Origin of the sequence: Comamonas testosteroni TK102 (genome assembly GCF_000739375.1) — a bacterium.
In the GTDB taxonomy this organism is placed as follows: domain Bacteria; phylum Pseudomonadota; class Gammaproteobacteria; order Burkholderiales; family Burkholderiaceae_C; genus Comamonas; species Comamonas brasiliensis.
This window is the reverse complement of sequence record NZ_CP006704.1, coordinates 4,061,002-4,077,297: the sequence shown is the minus strand read 5'-3', so window position 1 is coordinate 4,077,297 and position 16,296 is coordinate 4,061,002. Positions and strand designations below refer to the sequence as shown.

At 62.3% G+C, this 16,296-nt stretch carries 14 protein-coding genes; 11 read left to right on the top strand and 3 right to left on the bottom strand.

What is annotated here, in order from left to right; translation table 11 throughout:
• Positions 1-77: 77 nt before the first annotated feature.
• The 3 genes from greA (at position 78) to O987_RS18425 (ending at position 2,040) form a co-directional block, all read left to right on the top strand.
• Complete coding sequence (greA, locus tag O987_RS18435; RefSeq protein WP_003053437.1) at positions 78-554, top strand: transcription elongation factor GreA; 477 nt, start codon at positions 78-80, stop codon at positions 552-554.
• Positions 555-689: 135 nt separating this feature from the next.
• Positions 690-1,109: a DUF4149 domain-containing protein gene (locus O987_RS18430; protein WP_029158828.1), complete on the top strand. Its 420-nt coding sequence runs from the start codon at positions 690-692 to the stop codon at positions 1,107-1,109.
• Positions 1,110-1,155: 46 nt separating this feature from the next.
• Entirely contained in the window at positions 1,156-2,040 is an 885-nt protein-coding gene (locus O987_RS18425) for a Kdo hydroxylase family protein (RefSeq protein ID WP_043376644.1), read from the top strand.
• Positions 2,041-2,154: 114 nt separating this feature from the next.
• Here the strand turns inward: O987_RS18425 and O987_RS18420 are convergent, their stop codons facing one another.
• Together O987_RS18420 and O987_RS18415 are read right to left on the bottom strand one after the other, a co-directional pair.
• Positions 2,155-2,913, bottom strand: coding sequence for a hypothetical protein (locus O987_RS18420; protein WP_019044272.1), 759 nt, complete (start codon positions 2,911-2,913; stop codon positions 2,155-2,157).
• Between the two features lie 62 nt (positions 2,914-2,975).
• Entirely contained in the window at positions 2,976-3,446 is a 471-nt protein-coding gene (locus tag O987_RS18415; RefSeq protein ID WP_003053441.1) for a YhbY family RNA-binding protein, read from the bottom strand.
• Positions 3,447-3,478: 32 nt separating this feature from the next.
• On the opposite strand from O987_RS18415, the gene O987_RS18410 reads away from it, so the two are divergent.
• From O987_RS18410 to ppk1, 5 genes are all read left to right on the top strand, one after another.
• Entirely contained in the window at positions 3,479-4,141 is a 663-nt protein-coding gene (locus O987_RS18410; RefSeq protein ID WP_003053442.1) for an RlmE family RNA methyltransferase, read from the top strand.
• A 246-nt stretch (positions 4,142-4,387) separates the two neighbouring features.
• The gene (gene ftsH, locus O987_RS18405; RefSeq protein WP_043376643.1) at positions 4,388-6,310 is read left to right on the top strand and encodes an ATP-dependent zinc metalloprotease FtsH; all 1,923 of its coding nucleotides are present in this window, start codon (positions 4,388-4,390) and stop codon (positions 6,308-6,310) included.
• Between the two features lie 71 nt (positions 6,311-6,381).
• Positions 6,382-7,230 carry a dihydropteroate synthase gene (gene folP, locus O987_RS18400; RefSeq protein ID WP_043373932.1) on the top strand — a complete coding sequence of 283 codons (849 nt, stop codon included), beginning with the start codon at positions 6,382-6,384 and terminating at the stop codon, positions 7,228-7,230.
• Between the two features lie 36 nt (positions 7,231-7,266).
• Positions 7,267-8,601 carry a phosphoglucosamine mutase gene (glmM, locus tag O987_RS18395; RefSeq protein WP_003053446.1) on the top strand — a complete coding sequence of 445 codons (1,335 nt, stop codon included), beginning with the start codon at positions 7,267-7,269 and terminating at the stop codon, positions 8,599-8,601.
• Between the two features lie 475 nt (positions 8,602-9,076).
• Positions 9,077-11,143 carry a polyphosphate kinase 1 gene (gene ppk1 / locus O987_RS18390; RefSeq protein ID WP_043376641.1) on the top strand — a complete coding sequence of 689 codons (2,067 nt, stop codon included), beginning with the start codon at positions 9,077-9,079 and terminating at the stop codon, positions 11,141-11,143.
• Positions 11,144-11,318: 175 nt separating this feature from the next.
• Here the strand turns inward: ppk1 and O987_RS18385 are convergent, their stop codons facing one another.
• Positions 11,319-12,800 carry a Ppx/GppA phosphatase family protein gene (locus tag O987_RS18385; protein ID WP_043373928.1) on the bottom strand — a complete coding sequence of 494 codons (1,482 nt, stop codon included), beginning with the start codon at positions 12,798-12,800 and terminating at the stop codon, positions 11,319-11,321.
• A gap of 456 nt (positions 12,801-13,256) precedes the next feature.
• Here O987_RS18385 and pstS point away from each other — a divergent pair, with 456 nt between their 5' ends.
• The 3 genes from pstS (at position 13,257) to pstA (ending at position 16,287) form a co-directional block, all read left to right on the top strand.
• Positions 13,257-14,288: a phosphate ABC transporter substrate-binding protein PstS gene (gene pstS / locus O987_RS18380; protein ID WP_003053449.1), complete on the top strand. Its 1,032-nt coding sequence runs from the start codon at positions 13,257-13,259 to the stop codon at positions 14,286-14,288.
• Between the two features lie 173 nt (positions 14,289-14,461).
• Complete coding sequence (pstC, locus tag O987_RS18375; protein ID WP_003053450.1) at positions 14,462-15,400, top strand: phosphate ABC transporter permease subunit PstC; 939 nt, start codon at positions 14,462-14,464, stop codon at positions 15,398-15,400.
• Positions 15,397-16,287: a phosphate ABC transporter permease PstA gene (pstA, locus tag O987_RS18370; protein WP_003053451.1), complete on the top strand. Its 891-nt coding sequence runs from the start codon at positions 15,397-15,399 to the stop codon at positions 16,285-16,287. The genes pstC and pstA overlap by 4 nt, the downstream gene beginning before the upstream one ends.
• The last annotated feature ends 9 nt before the right edge of the window (positions 16,288-16,296 follow it).

The following is a 16,296-nucleotide window of genomic DNA, read 5'->3' as shown; positions in this document are numbered from 1 at the left end:
TGTTTGACGTTGTCACTCAGGCCTGTGCGAGAGGTGCCGCGCTGGGCGCGGCGTTTGCTGAATTTGGAGACTTGATCATGGCCACCATCCCAATCACCAAGCGCGGAGCAGAAAAGCTCAAGGTGGAACTGCAACGCCTGAAGACGGTGGATCGTCCCGCGGTCATTCAAGCCATTGCAGAGGCCCGTGCCCAGGGTGACCTGAGCGAAAACGCCGAATACGAATCCGCAAAGGAGCAGCAGGGCTTCATCGAAGGCCGCATCATCGAGGTCGAAGGCAAGCTGTCCGCCGCGCAGGTGATCGATCCTACCGAGCTGGATGCCGGCGGCCGCGTGGTGTTCGGCGCGACCGTGGATCTGGAAGATGAAGACAGCGGCTCGGCCGTGACCTACCAGATCGTGGGCGAGGACGAGGCCGATCTCAAGCACGGCCTGATCAATGTGTCCAGCCCGATTGCCCGCGCCTTGATCGGCAAGGAAGAGGGCGATACCGCCGTGGTGCAGGCACCGGGCGGCGAGCGCCGCTACGAGATCGTAGGCGTAAAGTACATCTAATCACCCCTGAGGCGCTGCGCGCCTTCCCCTCTCTCTACGCGCTTCGCACTGCGGGAGGGGACGATGCCCTTGCTGCGAGGCGGCTCTTGCTCGGCATCTCTGGTTTGCGCTCTGCCATGCTGAAATTTCGCCATGATGTTTGAACGCTTTCCCGTTTTCTTTGCGGCTCTGTGGTGGGGCAGCCTGAGCGCCATCGGCTTTGTGGCCGTGCCCATGCTGTTTGCCCATCTGCCCACGCCGGCTCTGGCGGGTTTTATGGCGGCCAAGTTGTTCGCCGCGCAGACTTGGATTTCCATAGCATGTTGCGCTTTTCTGCTGGTGTTTTCAAAGCGAAAGCATGCTGAAAAGCTTGAGCAATGGGCGCAAGCAGCTATCGGTTTTGTGATCGCCGGCATGTTGCTGGCGCTGCTGGTGCAGTACGGCGTGTCACCCAAGATCGTGGCGCGCGAGAACCTCAGGCTCTGGCACAGCGTGGGCACCGGCATGTATGCGCTGCAGTGGCTGTGCGCCGCCATCGTGCTGTGGCGTGTGGCGGGCGCGCGCAAGCCGGCTTGATCCAGTGCAAGCCCGCGCCAGCTGCGGGGAGTACACTGCCCAGGCCATGGAATCTCAAATCGTAAAAATCGACGCGACCGACTGGAGCAAGGTCCAGGGGTGCGATGAATGGACTGCTGCCGTCGAGGCTGGCAAGGTGCTGTACTTTCCGCAGCTGAGCTTTCAGCTCTCCGAGCAGGAAAAAACCCTGCTGCGTCCCGATGTGCGCGATCCCAAGACGCGCAATATCAGCCTCAACGTGGATGGCTCGATCAAGGGCGTGGCGGGCGACGAGGCCACGCAGGCCCAGGTGGCGGCCATGGTCCGACGCTTTCGCGAGCAGGCCACGGCGCTGATCGCAGGGCTGTTCCCCGCCTATATGCCGCTGGTGCGCATGGCGCCCACCAGCTACCGCCCCTCGCAGGTGGAAACGCGGGCGCAGTCCTGGCGTGCCGACGACAAGCGCATGCATGTGGATGCCTTTCCTTCGCGGCCCAACTATGGCGAGCGCATTCTGCGCGTGTTCACCAATGTCAATCCGGAGGGCCAGCCGCGCGTGTGGCGTGTGGGCGAGCCTTTCACCGATGTGGCCAAGCGTTTCGTGCCGCGTGCCAAGCCCTACAGCGCCTGGCAGGCCAAGGCACTGGAGCTGCTGCATGTGACCAAGTCCTATCGCAGCGAATACGATCATCTGATGCTGCAGCTGCACGACGGCATGAAGGGCGACGCCGACTACCAGAAGAATGCGCCGCAGGAGACCGTGCCTTTCGCGGCAGGCTCCTCCTGGGTGTGCTTTTCCGATCAGGCCGTGCATGCCGTCATGTCGGGGCAGTACATGCTGGAGCAGACCTTGTTCCTGCCGCCCGGCAGCGAATACAACCCGGCGGCCAGCCCGCTGTCGATTCTCTCGCGCATGAAGGGGCATCCGCTGGTCGATGCCAAGTATCGCTGACACCGCTGACAAGGCCGGGCTCGCGCTGATCCACCGGTCAGGCGGGCACAAAAAAAGGCGTTGAACCTCGCGGTCAACGCCTTCTGTTTTTGAGGCTGCAACTGCAGCCGTCCTTCAGCCCCAGGCCTTCTCGATCCACCTAGCCGGCTCGATATGGCGAAAGCGCTTGTTGCGACGGCCTTCCAGGGCGTCGGGCGGGTTCACTTCGCCGTGGAAGATCACGATGCGCGCATCGGCGGGCGGCAGCGGCTCCTTCCAGTAATTGCTGGGCCAGGTCGGAATGCAGTAGTACTTGAAGCTGGGGCACCAAGCGGCAGGCCAGTAGTCCAGCTTGCCCTGCTTGTGCAGAAAGTGCGACAGGTACTCCTGCTCGTTGCGGTACTTGGCACGCATTTCTTCGGTGTGCGCCCGGAAATGCTCCAGCACATCGGCATGGGCGCCCAGCTCGAAGCGGTAGACCGAGGAGTTGCCGACAATGCGCTCGCCAAAGCGCCAGAAGCGCGGATAGTCGTGAATGATGCGGAACTCGCCAGGCAGCGTGAAGAACTCATCGAGGCTGCCCACGATCACCACATCCAGGTCCAGGAACAGAGCCTGACCCTTTAGGCCATGCAGGTCGCGCTCGAAGGTGGTCAGCTTCTTCCAGGCGCCGTCACGCTGGCCGGGAGCCAGATGAATGTTCAGGTCGGGAATGGGAAAGCACTCCACTTCGGAGCGAATCCCCTCTGTGCTGTCGGTCAGGCAGACAAAGCGAAAATCTCCGCTGAGATGGCGGCGCACCATGGCATAGAGTCGGTTGACGTACTCCGGGCCGTATTTGGTGCCCCATTTCATGCAAAGAATATGGCGTGGCTGCTGTGTGGTCTGAACCATGGATTGGCGGTCTCGGCGAGGAAATAAGGCGGATGGACGGGCAGACTGGGCTGATCGGCAGATCAGTCCTGACGGCCTTTTTTGACCGACTTCTGCTTGGGCTTGGCGCGCTTGATGGTGCCGCCGGCGGTCAGGCGCTGGTTGCCGAGCACGCGCAGTTGCTTGACTTCGGGCTTCTGGCCGGCGCGGCCGAACTTGAGCACCTTGACGTCGCGAGGACCGGGCATGCGGTCTTCGTCAAAGGCCTTTTCCTTTTCGGGAATAGGGCGCCACAGCACCAGCAGCTTGCCGATGTGCTGGATGGGAGCCGCGTTCAGCTCGTCACAAAGTTGTTGATAGATCTGCTCGCGGACTGCACGGTCGTCGCCGAAAACGCGGACCTTGATCAGACCATGGGCATTGAGTGCGGCGTCCACTTCCTTCTGAACGGCAGTGGTCAGACCATCGCCACCGATGAGGACGACGGGGTCCAGATGGTGGGCTTCGGCGCGGTGTTCCCGGCGCTGCGCGGGAGTTAATTCAATTTGGGGCATACCCGTATTATCAAGGCTGCGAGAATTCAGGCATGAAAACCAAAACCAAAAGCAAGAAGGTCAATAAGAATTGGCTGCACGATCACATCAATGACCCGTATGTGAAAGCCGCCCAGAAGGACGGTTATCGTGCCCGCGCGGCCTACAAGCTCAAGGAAATTGACGAGTCGCTCAAGCTGATTCAGCCCGGTCACACCGTGGTGGACCTGGGCTGCGCGCCCGGTGCCTGGAGCCAGTATGTGCGCCGTCGTCTCTCGCCCAGCGGTGCGGCCGTGGGCGAGCTCAACGGCCGCATCATCTCGCTGGACCTGTTGCCCATGGAGCCCATAGAGGGCGTGCATTACATCCAGGGCGACTTCCGTGAGGAGGCGGTGCTGGCGCAGCTGGAGGAAGCCATGGGCGGCGGCAAGGCCGACGTGGTGGTCTCGGACATGGCGCCCAATCTGTCGGGCCATGGCGCCACGGACGGGGCGCGGGTCGCGGTGCTCATCGAGATGGCCGTCGATTTCGCGATCAACAACATGAAGCCTGAGGGTGCGCTGGTGGTCAAGCTTTTCCACGGCAGCGGCTACAACGAGCTGGTGGATCTGTTCAAGCAGACCTTCAAGGTGGTTAAGCCCATCAAGCCCAAGGCCTCGCGCGACCGGTCTGCCGAGATTTTCCTGGTGGGGATGGGGCTGAAGCAGGGCTCCTGATGCAGTTGCCTGCTTGCATAGGGGCATTTGACCTCATGCCTTGCTGCAGCAAGTCAGTGAAACTGATAGCGCAAAGCCCTGATAAAACACAGGCTTAGAGCCGATTGGCTGTCGGACCATGGCTTGCCTATGGCCGCTATAGGGGGAAATAGGCGTCCTGGGCGCTTGAAACACCTAAAATGAACCTCAACTAGGTCTGGAGTCCCCTCCGGGCCTTTACGTCTGAATATTCCATTGGAGCCCCGCTTGAACAATCAGTGGTTTTCAAAAGTCGCCGTCTGGCTGGTCATCGCCATGGTGCTGTTTACGGTGTTCAAACAGTTTGACACCCGAGGTACTGGCGGTGCCTCTCATGTTGGCTACTCGGAATTCCTGGAGCAAGTGCGCAACAACCGTATCAAGAGCGCCACCATTCAGGAAGGTGCCGGCGGTACCGAGGTCGTAGCCACCACCACCGATGATCGCAAGATCCGCACTACAGCCACCTATCTGGATCGTGGCCTGGTGGGCGACCTGATCAACAACAACGTCAAGTTCGACGTCAAGCCACGTGAAGAAGGCTCGCTGCTCATGACGCTGCTCGTGAGCTGGGGCCCCATGCTGCTGTTGATCGGCGTATGGGTGTACTTCATGCGCCAGATGCAGGGCGGCGGCAAGGGCGGCGCCTTCAGCTTCGGCAAGTCCAAGGCACGCATGCTCGACGAGAACAGCAACACCGTCACCTTTGCCGACGTGGCGGGTGCCGATGAGGCCAAGGAAGAGGTCAAGGAAGTCGTGGACTTCCTCAAGGACCCCAACAAGTTCCAGAAGCTCGGCGGTCGTATTCCCCGTGGTCTGCTGCTGGTCGGTCCTCCCGGCACCGGCAAGACGCTGCTGGCCAAGTCGATTGCGGGCGAGGCCAAGGTGCCTTTCTTCTCGATCTCGGGTTCCGATTTCGTTGAAATGTTCGTCGGCGTGGGCGCGGCCCGCGTGCGCGACATGTTCGAAAACGCCAAGAAGAATGCACCCTGCATCATCTTCATCGACGAAATCGACGCCGTCGGTCGTCAGCGCGGCGCCGGCATGGGCGGCGGCAACGACGAGCGCGAGCAGACTCTGAACCAGATGCTGGTCGAGATGGATGGTTTCGAGACCAACCTCGGCGTGATCGTGGTGGCGGCAACCAACCGTCCCGACATTCTCGACGCAGCCTTGCTGCGCCCCGGCCGCTTCGACCGCCAGGTCTATGTGACGCTGCCCGATATCCGTGGCCGCGAGCAGATCCTGAACGTGCACATGCGCAAGATTCCCGTGGGCCAGGACGTGAACCCCGCCATCATCGCGCGCGGCACGCCAGGCATGTCGGGTGCCGATCTGGCCAATCTCTGCAACGAAGCGGCTCTGATGGCGGCACGCCGCAATGCTCGCACAGTGGAGATGCAGGACTTCGAGAAGGCCAAGGACAAGATCATCATGGGCCCCGAGCGCAAGTCCATGGTCATGCCCGAGGAAGAGCGCCGCAATACGGCCTACCATGAGGCGGGCCACGCCCTCATCGGCAAGCTGCTGCCCAAGTGCGATCCCGTGCACAAGGTCACCATCATCCCGCGCGGTCGTGCGCTGGGCGTGACCATGAGCCTGCCCGAGAAGGACCGCTACTCCTACGACAAGGAGTACATGCTCAACCAGATCGCCATGCTGTTCGGCGGACGTATCGCCGAAGAAGTGTTCATGAACCAGATGACGACTGGTGCCTCGAACGACTTCGAGCGTGCGACCCAGATCGCCCGTGACATGGTGACGCGCTACGGCATGAGCGATGCGCTGGGCACCATGGTCTACTCCGAACAGGAAGGCGAGCCCTTCCTGGGTCGTACCTTCAGCCGAGGCTCCAATCTGTCCGAGTCCACCATGCAGAAGGTGGACGACGAAGTGCGTCGCATCATCGACGAGCAATATGCGCTGGCGCGCAAGCTGATCGAAGACAACAGCGACAAGATGCACGCCATGGCCAAGGCCATGCTGGACTGGGAGACGATCGACTCCGAACAGCTCAACGACATCATGGCTGGCAAGGAGCCTCGTCCTCCCAAGGACTGGACGCCTCGCAATCCGCCCTCGTCGGATGGCGGCAACTCCTCTGGAGGCAATCCCGCATCGAATGCCGAGCCTTCACCGACTACGGCTTAAGCGCCAAGTCTCCGCAACATAAGGTCCCTCAGGGGCCTTTTGTTTTTGTACTCTCAGATATCGGAAGATCTATGTCGCAACAGTGGCAAACCTCGCGTTTTCTCTTGCAGCTCGACAAGCCCCAGGTCATGGGCATCGTGAATGTGACCCCGGATTCCTTTTCTGACGGCGGCAAGCATGCCGGGGTATCCCAGGCCATGGCCCATGCAGAGCTGCTGCTGGCACAGGGCGCGCATATTCTGGACATAGGCGGCGAATCCACCAGGCCGGGCTCACCCGCAGTCAGCCTGGAGGACGAGCTGGCTCGTGTTCTGCCCGTGCTGCGCGAGGCCGTCAAGCTCGATGTGCCCATCTCCATCGATACCTACAAGCCCGAAGTCATGGTGGCAGCCCTGGATCTCGGGGCCGACATCATCAATGACATCTGGGCGCTGCGCCAGCCCGGCGCCTTCGAAGTGGTGAGCCGGCACGACAGCTGTGGGGTATGTCTGATGCATATGCACAAGACCCCGCAGGACATGCATCTGGAGCATATGCAGGGCAACGCCGTGGCGCAGGTGCGGGACTTTCTGCTGCAGGCGACGCAGCCCTTGCTCGACGCAGGCGTCGCACGCTCGCGCATCGCCTGGGACTACGGTATTGGCTTCGGCAAGAGCGTGGTACAAAATTTTGCCTTGCTTGCACATCAGCGTGAGCTGCTGGGCCTAGACTTCCCGCTGCTGGCAGGCTGGTCGCGCAAGGGTTCTCTGGGGCAGGTCAGCGGCCTGCCCGTGGATCAGCGCATGGTGCCCAGTGTGGCGGCGGCATTGCTGGCGGTCGAGCGAGGGGCCAGAATTGTGCGTGTCCACGACGTGAAGGACACGGTGGCCGCGCTGGCAGTCTGGCAGGCCATGCATGATGCGCAAGCACTGCAGGCCTGATGACAGAGTATTGAATCTAAAAAGGACAACGAAATTATGGCAAGACAGTACTTCGGCACCGACGGGATTCGCGGCACGGTGGGCAAGTCGCCCATCACGCCTGACTTTGCCCTGCGCCTGGCGCATGCCGTCGGGCGTGTGCTGCGCCGTACGCAAGAGCGTCCTCTGGTGCTGATCGGCAAGGACACCCGCATCTCCGGCTATATGCTGGAGAGCGCACTCGAATCGGGCTTCAACTCCGCCGGTGTCGATGTCATGCTGCTTGGCCCCCTGCCGACACCGGGCGTCGCCTATCTGACGCGTGCCCAGCGCGCCAGCCTGGGAGTGGTGATCAGTGCCAGCCACAACCCGTTCTACGACAACGGCATCAAGTTCTTCAGTGCCGAAGGCACCAAGCTGCCCGATTCCTGGGAAGAGGATGTGGAAGCCGCTCTCAAGGAAGACCCCGTCTGGGTGGACTCCGCCTCTCTGGGCAAGGCACGGCGCCTGGCCGATGCAGCCGGTCGCTACATCGAGTTCTGCAAAAGCACCTTCGATCACAGCCTGTCGCTGCGCGGTCTGAAGATCGTGGTGGACGGGGCCCATGGCGCGGCCTATCAGATCGCTCCCAAGGTCTTTCATGAGCTTGGTGCCAGCGTGGTGGAGATCGGCTGCTCCCCGGATGGCCTGAACATCAACGAGGGCGTGGGTGCGACCCATCCCGAGGCGCTGGTCAGGGCCGTGCGTGCCAACAATGCCGACTATGGCGTGGCACTGGACGGCGACGCCGACCGGCTGCAGCTGGTCGATGCGCAGGGCCGTCTCTACAACGGCGACGAGCTGCTCTATCTCATGGCGGCCGACCGTCTGGCGCGCGGCGATGCGGTGAGCGGCGTGGCCGGAACCCTGATGACCAATATGGCGGTGGAGCAGGCGCTCAAGGCGCAGGGCGTGGGCTTTGTGCGCGCCAAGGTCGGAGACCGCTATGTGCTGGAAGCACTCATTGCCAAGGGCTGGCAGCTGGGTGGCGAAAGCTCGGGCCATCTGCTGGCGCTGGACAAGCACACCACCGGCGACGGCCTGGTCAGTGCGCTGCAGGTGCTGCAGGCCTGCGTGCGCTCCAAAAAGACCATGGCCCAGTGGCTGGAGTCCGTGAAGCTGTTCCCCCAGGTCATGATCAATGTGCGCCTGCAGCCGGGACAGGACTGGAAAAGCAACGCCAAGCTCCCCGGCGAGCAGGCGGCTGTCGAGAAACTGCTGGGCAGCGACGGCCGCGTGCTGATCCGTCCCAGCGGTACCGAGCCCCTGGTGCGCGTCATGGTCGAGGCCAGAAGTGCGGACATGGCCAGCAACTGTGCCGAGCGTCTGGCCGAGGTGGTCAGGACCAGCTGACGCTGTTCAAGCCCGGGGTGGCTGTCATGAACAACGATGACAGTCATATTTTGGTCATGCAATTGTCATAAACCACCGGCAGACTGCGGGCATGCCCTCAGGGGCGCTTCAAGCTTTCGCAGGCTGCTGCCACATGTCCCAATCCGTACCTGGTTCCGATTCTTTCTTTTCCGCTTCCATCACTTCTTCTTCAGGGCAGGATTGCGCCGCAGCCTCGCAGGCCGGCAGTCAGTCGCAGGAGGCGGGGCCCGCATCCCTGGGGCTGGTGCATCTCTCGCTGGTGTCAGCAGCGGCAACAGCGGAGCAGGGCGGTTGCGTGAAGGGCGCTGCAGGCGAGCCGCCTGCAGTTGCGCAAGCCGCCGGCACCGGGCACCATGAGGTGCCCGGTGCCGTTTCCGACGCGGCCCCTGCGGCATCTTCCGTCCCTGCCAAAGCGCCGCGCCGACGCCGGGCGGCGTCCAAGAACGAGGTTGCCATGCCGCCTGTGATCGAGCCGACTCTGGAGCTGCTGGACCGCGATCAAAGCATTCTGGTCTTCAACGAGCGCGTGCTGAGCTGGGCCGAGCGCGAGGATGTGCCGCTGCTCGAGCGCCTGCGCTATCTGTGCATCGTGTCCTCCAATCTCGACGAGTGGTTCGAGGTGCGCTGCGCCCCTCATGTCTCGGCCGCCAAGGTGGGCGACGAGCAGGGCACCTACTCGCGTGCCAGCTTCCAGCGACTGATGACCACGGCCCATGGCCTGGTGGCCAAGCAGTATCAGCTCTACAACCAGGCCATCATTCCTGCGTTCGACAAGCATGCGATCCGCCTGGTCTCGCATGGCGAGCGCAGCGTGGCGCAGCGCAAATGGGTGCGCGAGTACTTCATGCGCGAGGTCCAGCCCCTGCTGATGCCGGTGGGCCTGGATCCGTCGCACCCCTTTCCGCAGGTCGCCAACAAGGCGCTGAATTTCATTGTGCGCCTCAACGGCGTGGATGCCTTCGGGCGCGCCAACGAGGTGGCCATCGTCAAGGTGCCGCGCGCCTTGCCGCGCCTGATCCGCCTGCCCGAGAAGATCTCGGGCAAGCAAAAGCTGTTCGTCAGCATCTCCAGCGTGGTGCGTGCCCACCTGGCCGAGCTGTTCCCCGGCCGGGAGGTGTCCGAGTTCTCCCAGTTCCGCGTCACCCGCCACTCCGATCTGGCCGTGGATGAGGACGATGTGGTGGATCTGCGCATGGCCTTGCGCCAGGGCCTGCACCACCGCCATTACGGCCAGGCCGTGCGCCTGGAAGTGTCTTCCTCATGCTCCGTGGTGCTCTCTGACCTGCTGCTGGAGCAATACGGCCTGCCTGCCGAGGCGCTGTTCCGCGTCAAGGGACCGGTCAATCTGGTGCGCCAGATGCAGCTGATCGATCTGGTCGACGACCCGGCCCTGCTGTTTCCCAAGTGGAAGCCGGCCTGGCCCACCCAGCTCGTGCCGGGCCGCTCCATCCTCGCGCAGATGCGCAAGAGCGACATCATCATCCATCAGCCCTTCGAGAGTTTCGACGGCGTGCTGGAGCTGCTGCGCGAGGCCGTCAACGACCCGCAGGTACTGGCCATCAAGCAGACCATCTACCGCACGGGTACCGACTCCGAGATCATGAGCCTGCTGGCCGAGGCCGTGAGCCGGGGCAAGGAAGTGCTGGCCGTGCTGGAGCTCAAGGCGCGCTTTGACGAAGAGGCCAACATCAACTGGGCGGAAAAGCTGGAATCGCTGGGCGTGCAGGTGGTGTATGGCGTGGTCGGTCTCAAGACCCACGCCAAGATGCTGCTGATCACGCGGCGCGAAAAGCGCAACAACCAGCTCAAGCGCTATGCCCATCTGTCCACGGGCAACTACAACGCTCGCAGCGCGCGTCTGTACACCGACATCAGCCAGCTGACCTGCAATGACGAGATCACGGCCGATATGGATGCGGTGTTCCGCCACCTCTCCAGCCACAACACCATGCCCAAGCTGCAAAAGCTGGTCATGGCACCCTTCCATCTGCAAAACCGCATGCTGGAGCTGATCGGCCTGGTGGCCGCCGCGGCGGCGCGGGGCGAGAAGGCGCGCATGGTGCTCAAGATGAATGCACTGACCGACGAGCCGTTGATTCGCGCTCTGGTCGAAGCCGGTCGCAAGGGTGCGCAGATCGATCTCATCGTGCGCGGCTCCTGCATGCTGCCGGCCCAGCGCCCGGGCGTGACGGACAATATCCGCGTGCGCTCCATCATCGGCCGTTTCCTGGAGCATTCGCGCGTCTTCTACTTTGCCTGGGGCCAGGAAGAAGAGGTGCTGCTGTCCAGCGCCGACTGGATGAATCGCAATATGCTCAGCCGCGTGGAGCTGGCCTGGCCGGTGCTGGACAAAAAGCTGCGCCAGCGCGTGATTGACGAGTGCCTGGTGGCCTATCTGGGCGATGACCGCGATGCCTGGACGCTGGATGCTTCGGGCGCTTACCAGAAGCCAGAGCGTCCCCTGGAAGGCAAGGGGGCCCAGCAGGCGCTGATGGTGCGCTACGGCGGCAAGAGCCTCTGAGTTATCAAATAAGGAGCTTATTGCGCTTGACAGTCAAGGATTTCAGATACTTTTCATGCTGAGATCATTATCTGGCAAGCGCTTGCAGCTCTCTTTTTGAAGAACGAATGCAAAAAAAGGGACTGCCTCGCAGTCCCTTTGCCTTTGCCGTGCGGCGGCCGCATGGCCGGCCGCGTCAACGCAGCTGCAGCTTGAGGCTCCAGGGCGTCTTGCTCCAGGCCATGGCTTCCTCTTCCAGCAGGCGCGCGGATTGCGGATAGGTCAGCATCCAGCCCGAAGGGGTGGAGAACTTGCATTCCGAACCCGAGCGCTTGATCTGCATGCCCTTCATGTCCGGCTCGCGGCGGGTGTGGCACAGCTGCACGGCAATGCGCAGCGCCATCAGCGGCAGGGCCAGCTGAGGCTCCTCGATGGCGTCCTCCAGCTTGCGCAGCTTGCCCTGGTGGCCCAGCACCAGCTGGCAGATGCGCTGGCGCAGCTCCGGCTCCCAGGTGGCCAGGCCGCAATGCTCGACGATGTAGGCACCGTGGCGGTGGTAGTTGCTCAGGGCCACACGCATGCCGACCTCATGCAGCTGCGCAGCAATGGCCAGGGCCTGCGCGCTCTGCGCCGCCGTTTCGGCAGGCAGGATCTGCTGATACAGCTCGGTGGCAATACGCTGCACGCGCAAGGCATGAGGGGCATCCACGCCGAAGTCCAGTTGCAGGGCGCTGATTTCTGCGGCCTCCTTGTCGGCAGGAGGCTCGTGATCGAGCAGGTCGTGCAGGGCCCCCTGGCGCAGCGCTCCCTGGGCGACTTCGAGCTCGGTGATGCCGAGCAGGTCGACTACGGCCATCATCACGCTGATGCCGCCCGCGACCACGGGGCGGCGATCTTCCTTAAGGCCCGGCATGCGCAGGCGGTCCACATGGCCGATGTCCAGCAGCATCTCGTAGAGGTGGCGCAGCTTGGCGGGAGTAATCACCTGTCCGTCCAGGCCCTGGGCCGTGAGGGCGTCGGCCACGGCATTGGCCGTGCCGGAAGAGGCGTAGGCGCAGTCCCAGGCCGTGCCCGGGTAGGCGAACTGGGCCTGGGCCAGGCATTGCTTGGCGGCAGTAACGGCGGCCTGGAAGTTGGCCTTGTTCAAGGCCCCATCGCTGAAGAAGCGGCTGCTCCAGGAGACGCTGCCCAGCGCATACGATGCCACCTGCAGCGGCTGGCTGTGCTGGCCGATGATGATCTCGGTGGAGCGCCCGCCAATGTCGATGACCAGGCGTTTTTGCTGGCTTGGCGGCAACGAGCTGGCCACGCCGCGATAGATCAGCCGGGCTTCTTCCTCGCCGGCAATGACTTCGATGGGAAAGCCCAGCAGCTGGCTGCCATGCGTCACGAATTCGTCGGCGTTCAGGGCCTCGCGCAGGGTCTGGGTGGCGACGGCGCGGACATGTGATGCATCGAAGCCTCTGAGGCGCTCGCCGAAGCGCGCCAGGCAGTCCCAGCCTCGCTCCATGGCTTCGCGCGAGAGTTCCTGGCGCGAGTTCAGACCGTTGCCCTGGCGCACGGTTTCCTTGAGGTATTCCACACGCTCTATGCGTTGATGCGAGCCGATGCGGCCTATTTCAAGGCGAAAACTGTTGGAGCCAAGGTCTACGGCGGCAAGCAGCGATTCTGGAGCCATTTCTGAGCCAATCAATGCGTTGTTGTTATGCGGGTTGGGGCACGAGTGGAGCATGAGCGTGAAGGAGCTTACGACACATGCATCGGGCAGTGGAATATGCAATATGCGCCGTCATCGGGCTATCAGGGGGCAAAGTTCAGCCTATGCCAAGTCAGGTATTTGCAGGTATTGCCGGCCCTTGCCACCGCTGAGGGGTGCTCACGCTGTGTGACAGACTATGTCATACATTGCCAGCGCCCCGGCATCGGCCTTGCGACAAGCTGTTACCTGTGGTTTCACTCGGGGACCGGGTATGCAGGTCAAGGCTCAGCAGTTTGCGAATGAAATATGACAATCACATGACCGGATCGAGCGTCTTTCACTCGGTTGCGCCTTGAAATTTTCATGTCACGACGCTGTCATAAAAGGTTTTTAAAGTCCACTCCATCGAATCTTTCAACCCTAAGAGGTCGTTTCATGAAGTTGTCCTTGATTCACGTTCTGGTAGCTGGTGCTCTGTCTGCAGCGGGTATTGCCAACGCCAGCCAGGAAGCTACGGGTGCCGGTGCGAGCTTCCCGGCTCCTCTGTATTCCAAGTGGGCTGCTGACTATAACAAGGCCACTGGCGTCAAGATTAACTATCAGTCCGTTGGCTCCAGTGCCGGCGTCAAGCAGATCGATGCCAAGACCGTGGACTTCGGCGCCTCGGACGCTCCCCTGACCGATGAAGAGCTGAAGAAGAAGGGCCTGCTGCAGTTCCCCACCGTGATCGGCGGCATTGTTCCCGTGGTCAACATCAAGGGCGTGGCTCCCGGTCAGCTGAAGCTGTCGGGCCAGGTGCTGGGCGACATCTACCTGGGCAAGATCACCAAGTGGAGCGATCCCGCCGTTGTCGCTCTGAACCCCGGCGTGGCGCTGCCTGATGCCGCCATCGCTCCCGTGCGCCGCGCCGACGGCTCCGGCACCACCTTCGGCTTCACCAACTACCTCTCCAAGGTCAACGCCGAGTGGAAGGACAAGGTCGGCGAAGGCACGGCCGTGAACTGGCCCACCGGTGCCGGCGGCAAGGGCAACGAAGGCGTTGCCGCCTTTGTGGGCCGTCTGCCCAACTCCATCGGCTACGTCGAGTACGCCTATGTCAAGCAGAACAAGCTGACCTACACACAGCTGCAGAACAAGGAAGGCGCTTTCGTTTCTCCTGACGACGATACCTTCAAGGCTGCCGCTGCTGGCGCCGACTGGGCCAAGAGCTTCTACCAGATCCTGACCAACCAGCCCGGCAAGAGCGCCTGGCCCATCACCTCGGCCACCTTCATCCTGATGCACAAGACCCAGGATAAGCCCGCCCAGGCCGCCACTTCGCTGAAGTTCTTCGAGTGGGCCTACAAGCAAGGTGACAAGACTGCTGCCGATCTGGACTACGTGCCCATGCCCGACTCCGTCAAGAACGTGATCTACAAGTCCTGGAACGACATCAAGGACACTTCGGGCAAGGTTGTTGCCAAGTAATCTCGTGTAATCAGTGAGCAGCGGACTGCCGTGCCGGACGGCATCTCCGCTGCTTGTTTCAACCCTTTGCGAATAAAGGCGCTCACGTGTCCACTACGTCGCCCTCCAGTTCGCTGGCTGCTGCCTCCACCGATGCCGCCAAGCGACGCTCTCCTTCTCCGCCACGTGCTCCGATGATCTCGGGACGTATGGCGGATCGTTTGTTTGGTGGCCTGGCATGCGGTGCAGCGATTCTGACGCTGGCGCTGCTGGTGGCCATCATGGGTTCGCTGATCGTCGGTGCCTGGCCCGCCATTGCGGAATATGGCCTGGGCTTTCTGACCAGCAGTGTCTGGGACCCCGTCCAGAATCAGTACGGCGGCCTGGTCATGATTTACGGCACGCTGGCCACGTCGGCCATCGCGCTCCTCATTGCCGTGCCCGTGAGCTTCGGCATTGCCCTGTTTCTGACGGAACTCTCGCCCGCCTGGCTCAAGCGCCCCCTGGGCACCGCCATCGAGCTGCTGGCCGCAGTTCCCTCCATCGTCTACGGCATGTGGGGTCTGATGGTGTTCGGCCCCGTGCTGGCCACCTATGTGCAGCAGCCGTTGCAGAACCTGCTGAGCGGCGTGCCCTATCTGGGGGCTTTTGTCTCCGGGCCTCCCGTCGGTATCGGCATTCTGTCGGCCGGCATCATCCTGGCCATCATGATCATCCCCTTCATCGCCTCGGTGATGCGCGATGTGTTCGAGGTCACGCCGGCGCTGCTCAAGGAGTCGGCCTACGGCCTGGGCTCCACGACCTGGGAAGTGGTCTGGAAGGTGGTGCTGCCCTATACCAAGACCGGTGTGCTGGGCGGCGTCATGCTGGGCCTGGGCCGTGCGCTGGGCGAGACCATGGCCGTGACCTTTGTGATCGGCAATATGAACCAGCTCAACTCGCTGTCCGTGTTCGAGGCTGCGAACAGCATCACCTCGGCCCTGGCCAATGAGTTTGCCGAAGCCGGCGAAGGCCTGCATCAGGCGTCGCTGATCTATCTGGGTCTGGTGCTGTTCTTCATCACCTTCGTGGTGCTGGCCCTGTCCAAGGTGCTGCTCAACCGCCTGCAGAAGAACGAAGGAGCCCGCTCATGAGCTCGACCTCTACCTCCGCCAAGATGCTTGATGCGGCCGACCTGGCTGCGGTGCGTCAGGCCAAGTACGACAGGCGTAAGCGCCTCAATCAGCTTGCGCTGACGCTGTCCATGGCCGCCATGCTGTTCGGTGTCTTCTGGCTGGTCTGGATTCTCTGGGAAACCATTCGCCAGGGCGTGGGCGGTCTGAACTTCGCCCTGTTTACGCAGATGACGCCTCCGCCCAACGAAGAGGGCGGCATTGCCAACGCCATCTGGGGCTCGCTGATGATCGTGACGCTGGCCACTTTTGTCGGCACTCCGATCGGCGTGATGGCCGGCGTCTATCTGGCCGAGTACGACAAGAAGAGCTGGCTGGCTTCCACCACGCGCTTCGTCAACGACATTCTGCTGTCGGCCCCCTCCATCGTCATCGGTCTGTTTGTCTACACTGTGGTGGTGGTGCGCTTCAAGAGCTTTTCCGGCATGGCCGGCGTGATCGCGCTGGCGCTGATCGTGATTCCCGTGGTCATCCGGACTACGGAAAACATGCTGGTGCTGGTGCCCGCCAGCCTGCGTGAAGCGGCGTATGCACTGGGCACACCCAAGTGGAAGGTCATCATCATGGTGACCCTGCGTGCGGCCCGTGCCGGCGTGATCACCGGTGTGCTGCTGGCCGTGGCCCGTATCGCGGGCGAGACCGCTCCGCTGCTGTTCACGGCGCTGAACAACCAGTTCTGGAATGCCGACATGAGCAAGCCCATGGCCAGCCTGCCGGTGACCATCTTCAAATTTGCCATGAGCCCCTATGAGAACTGGCAGCAACTGGCCTGGGCCGGTGTGTTCCTCATCACGGTGGCTGTGCTGGGTCTGAATATCCTGGCGCGTTTCATCACCCGCCAGAAATAATTCCAAGGT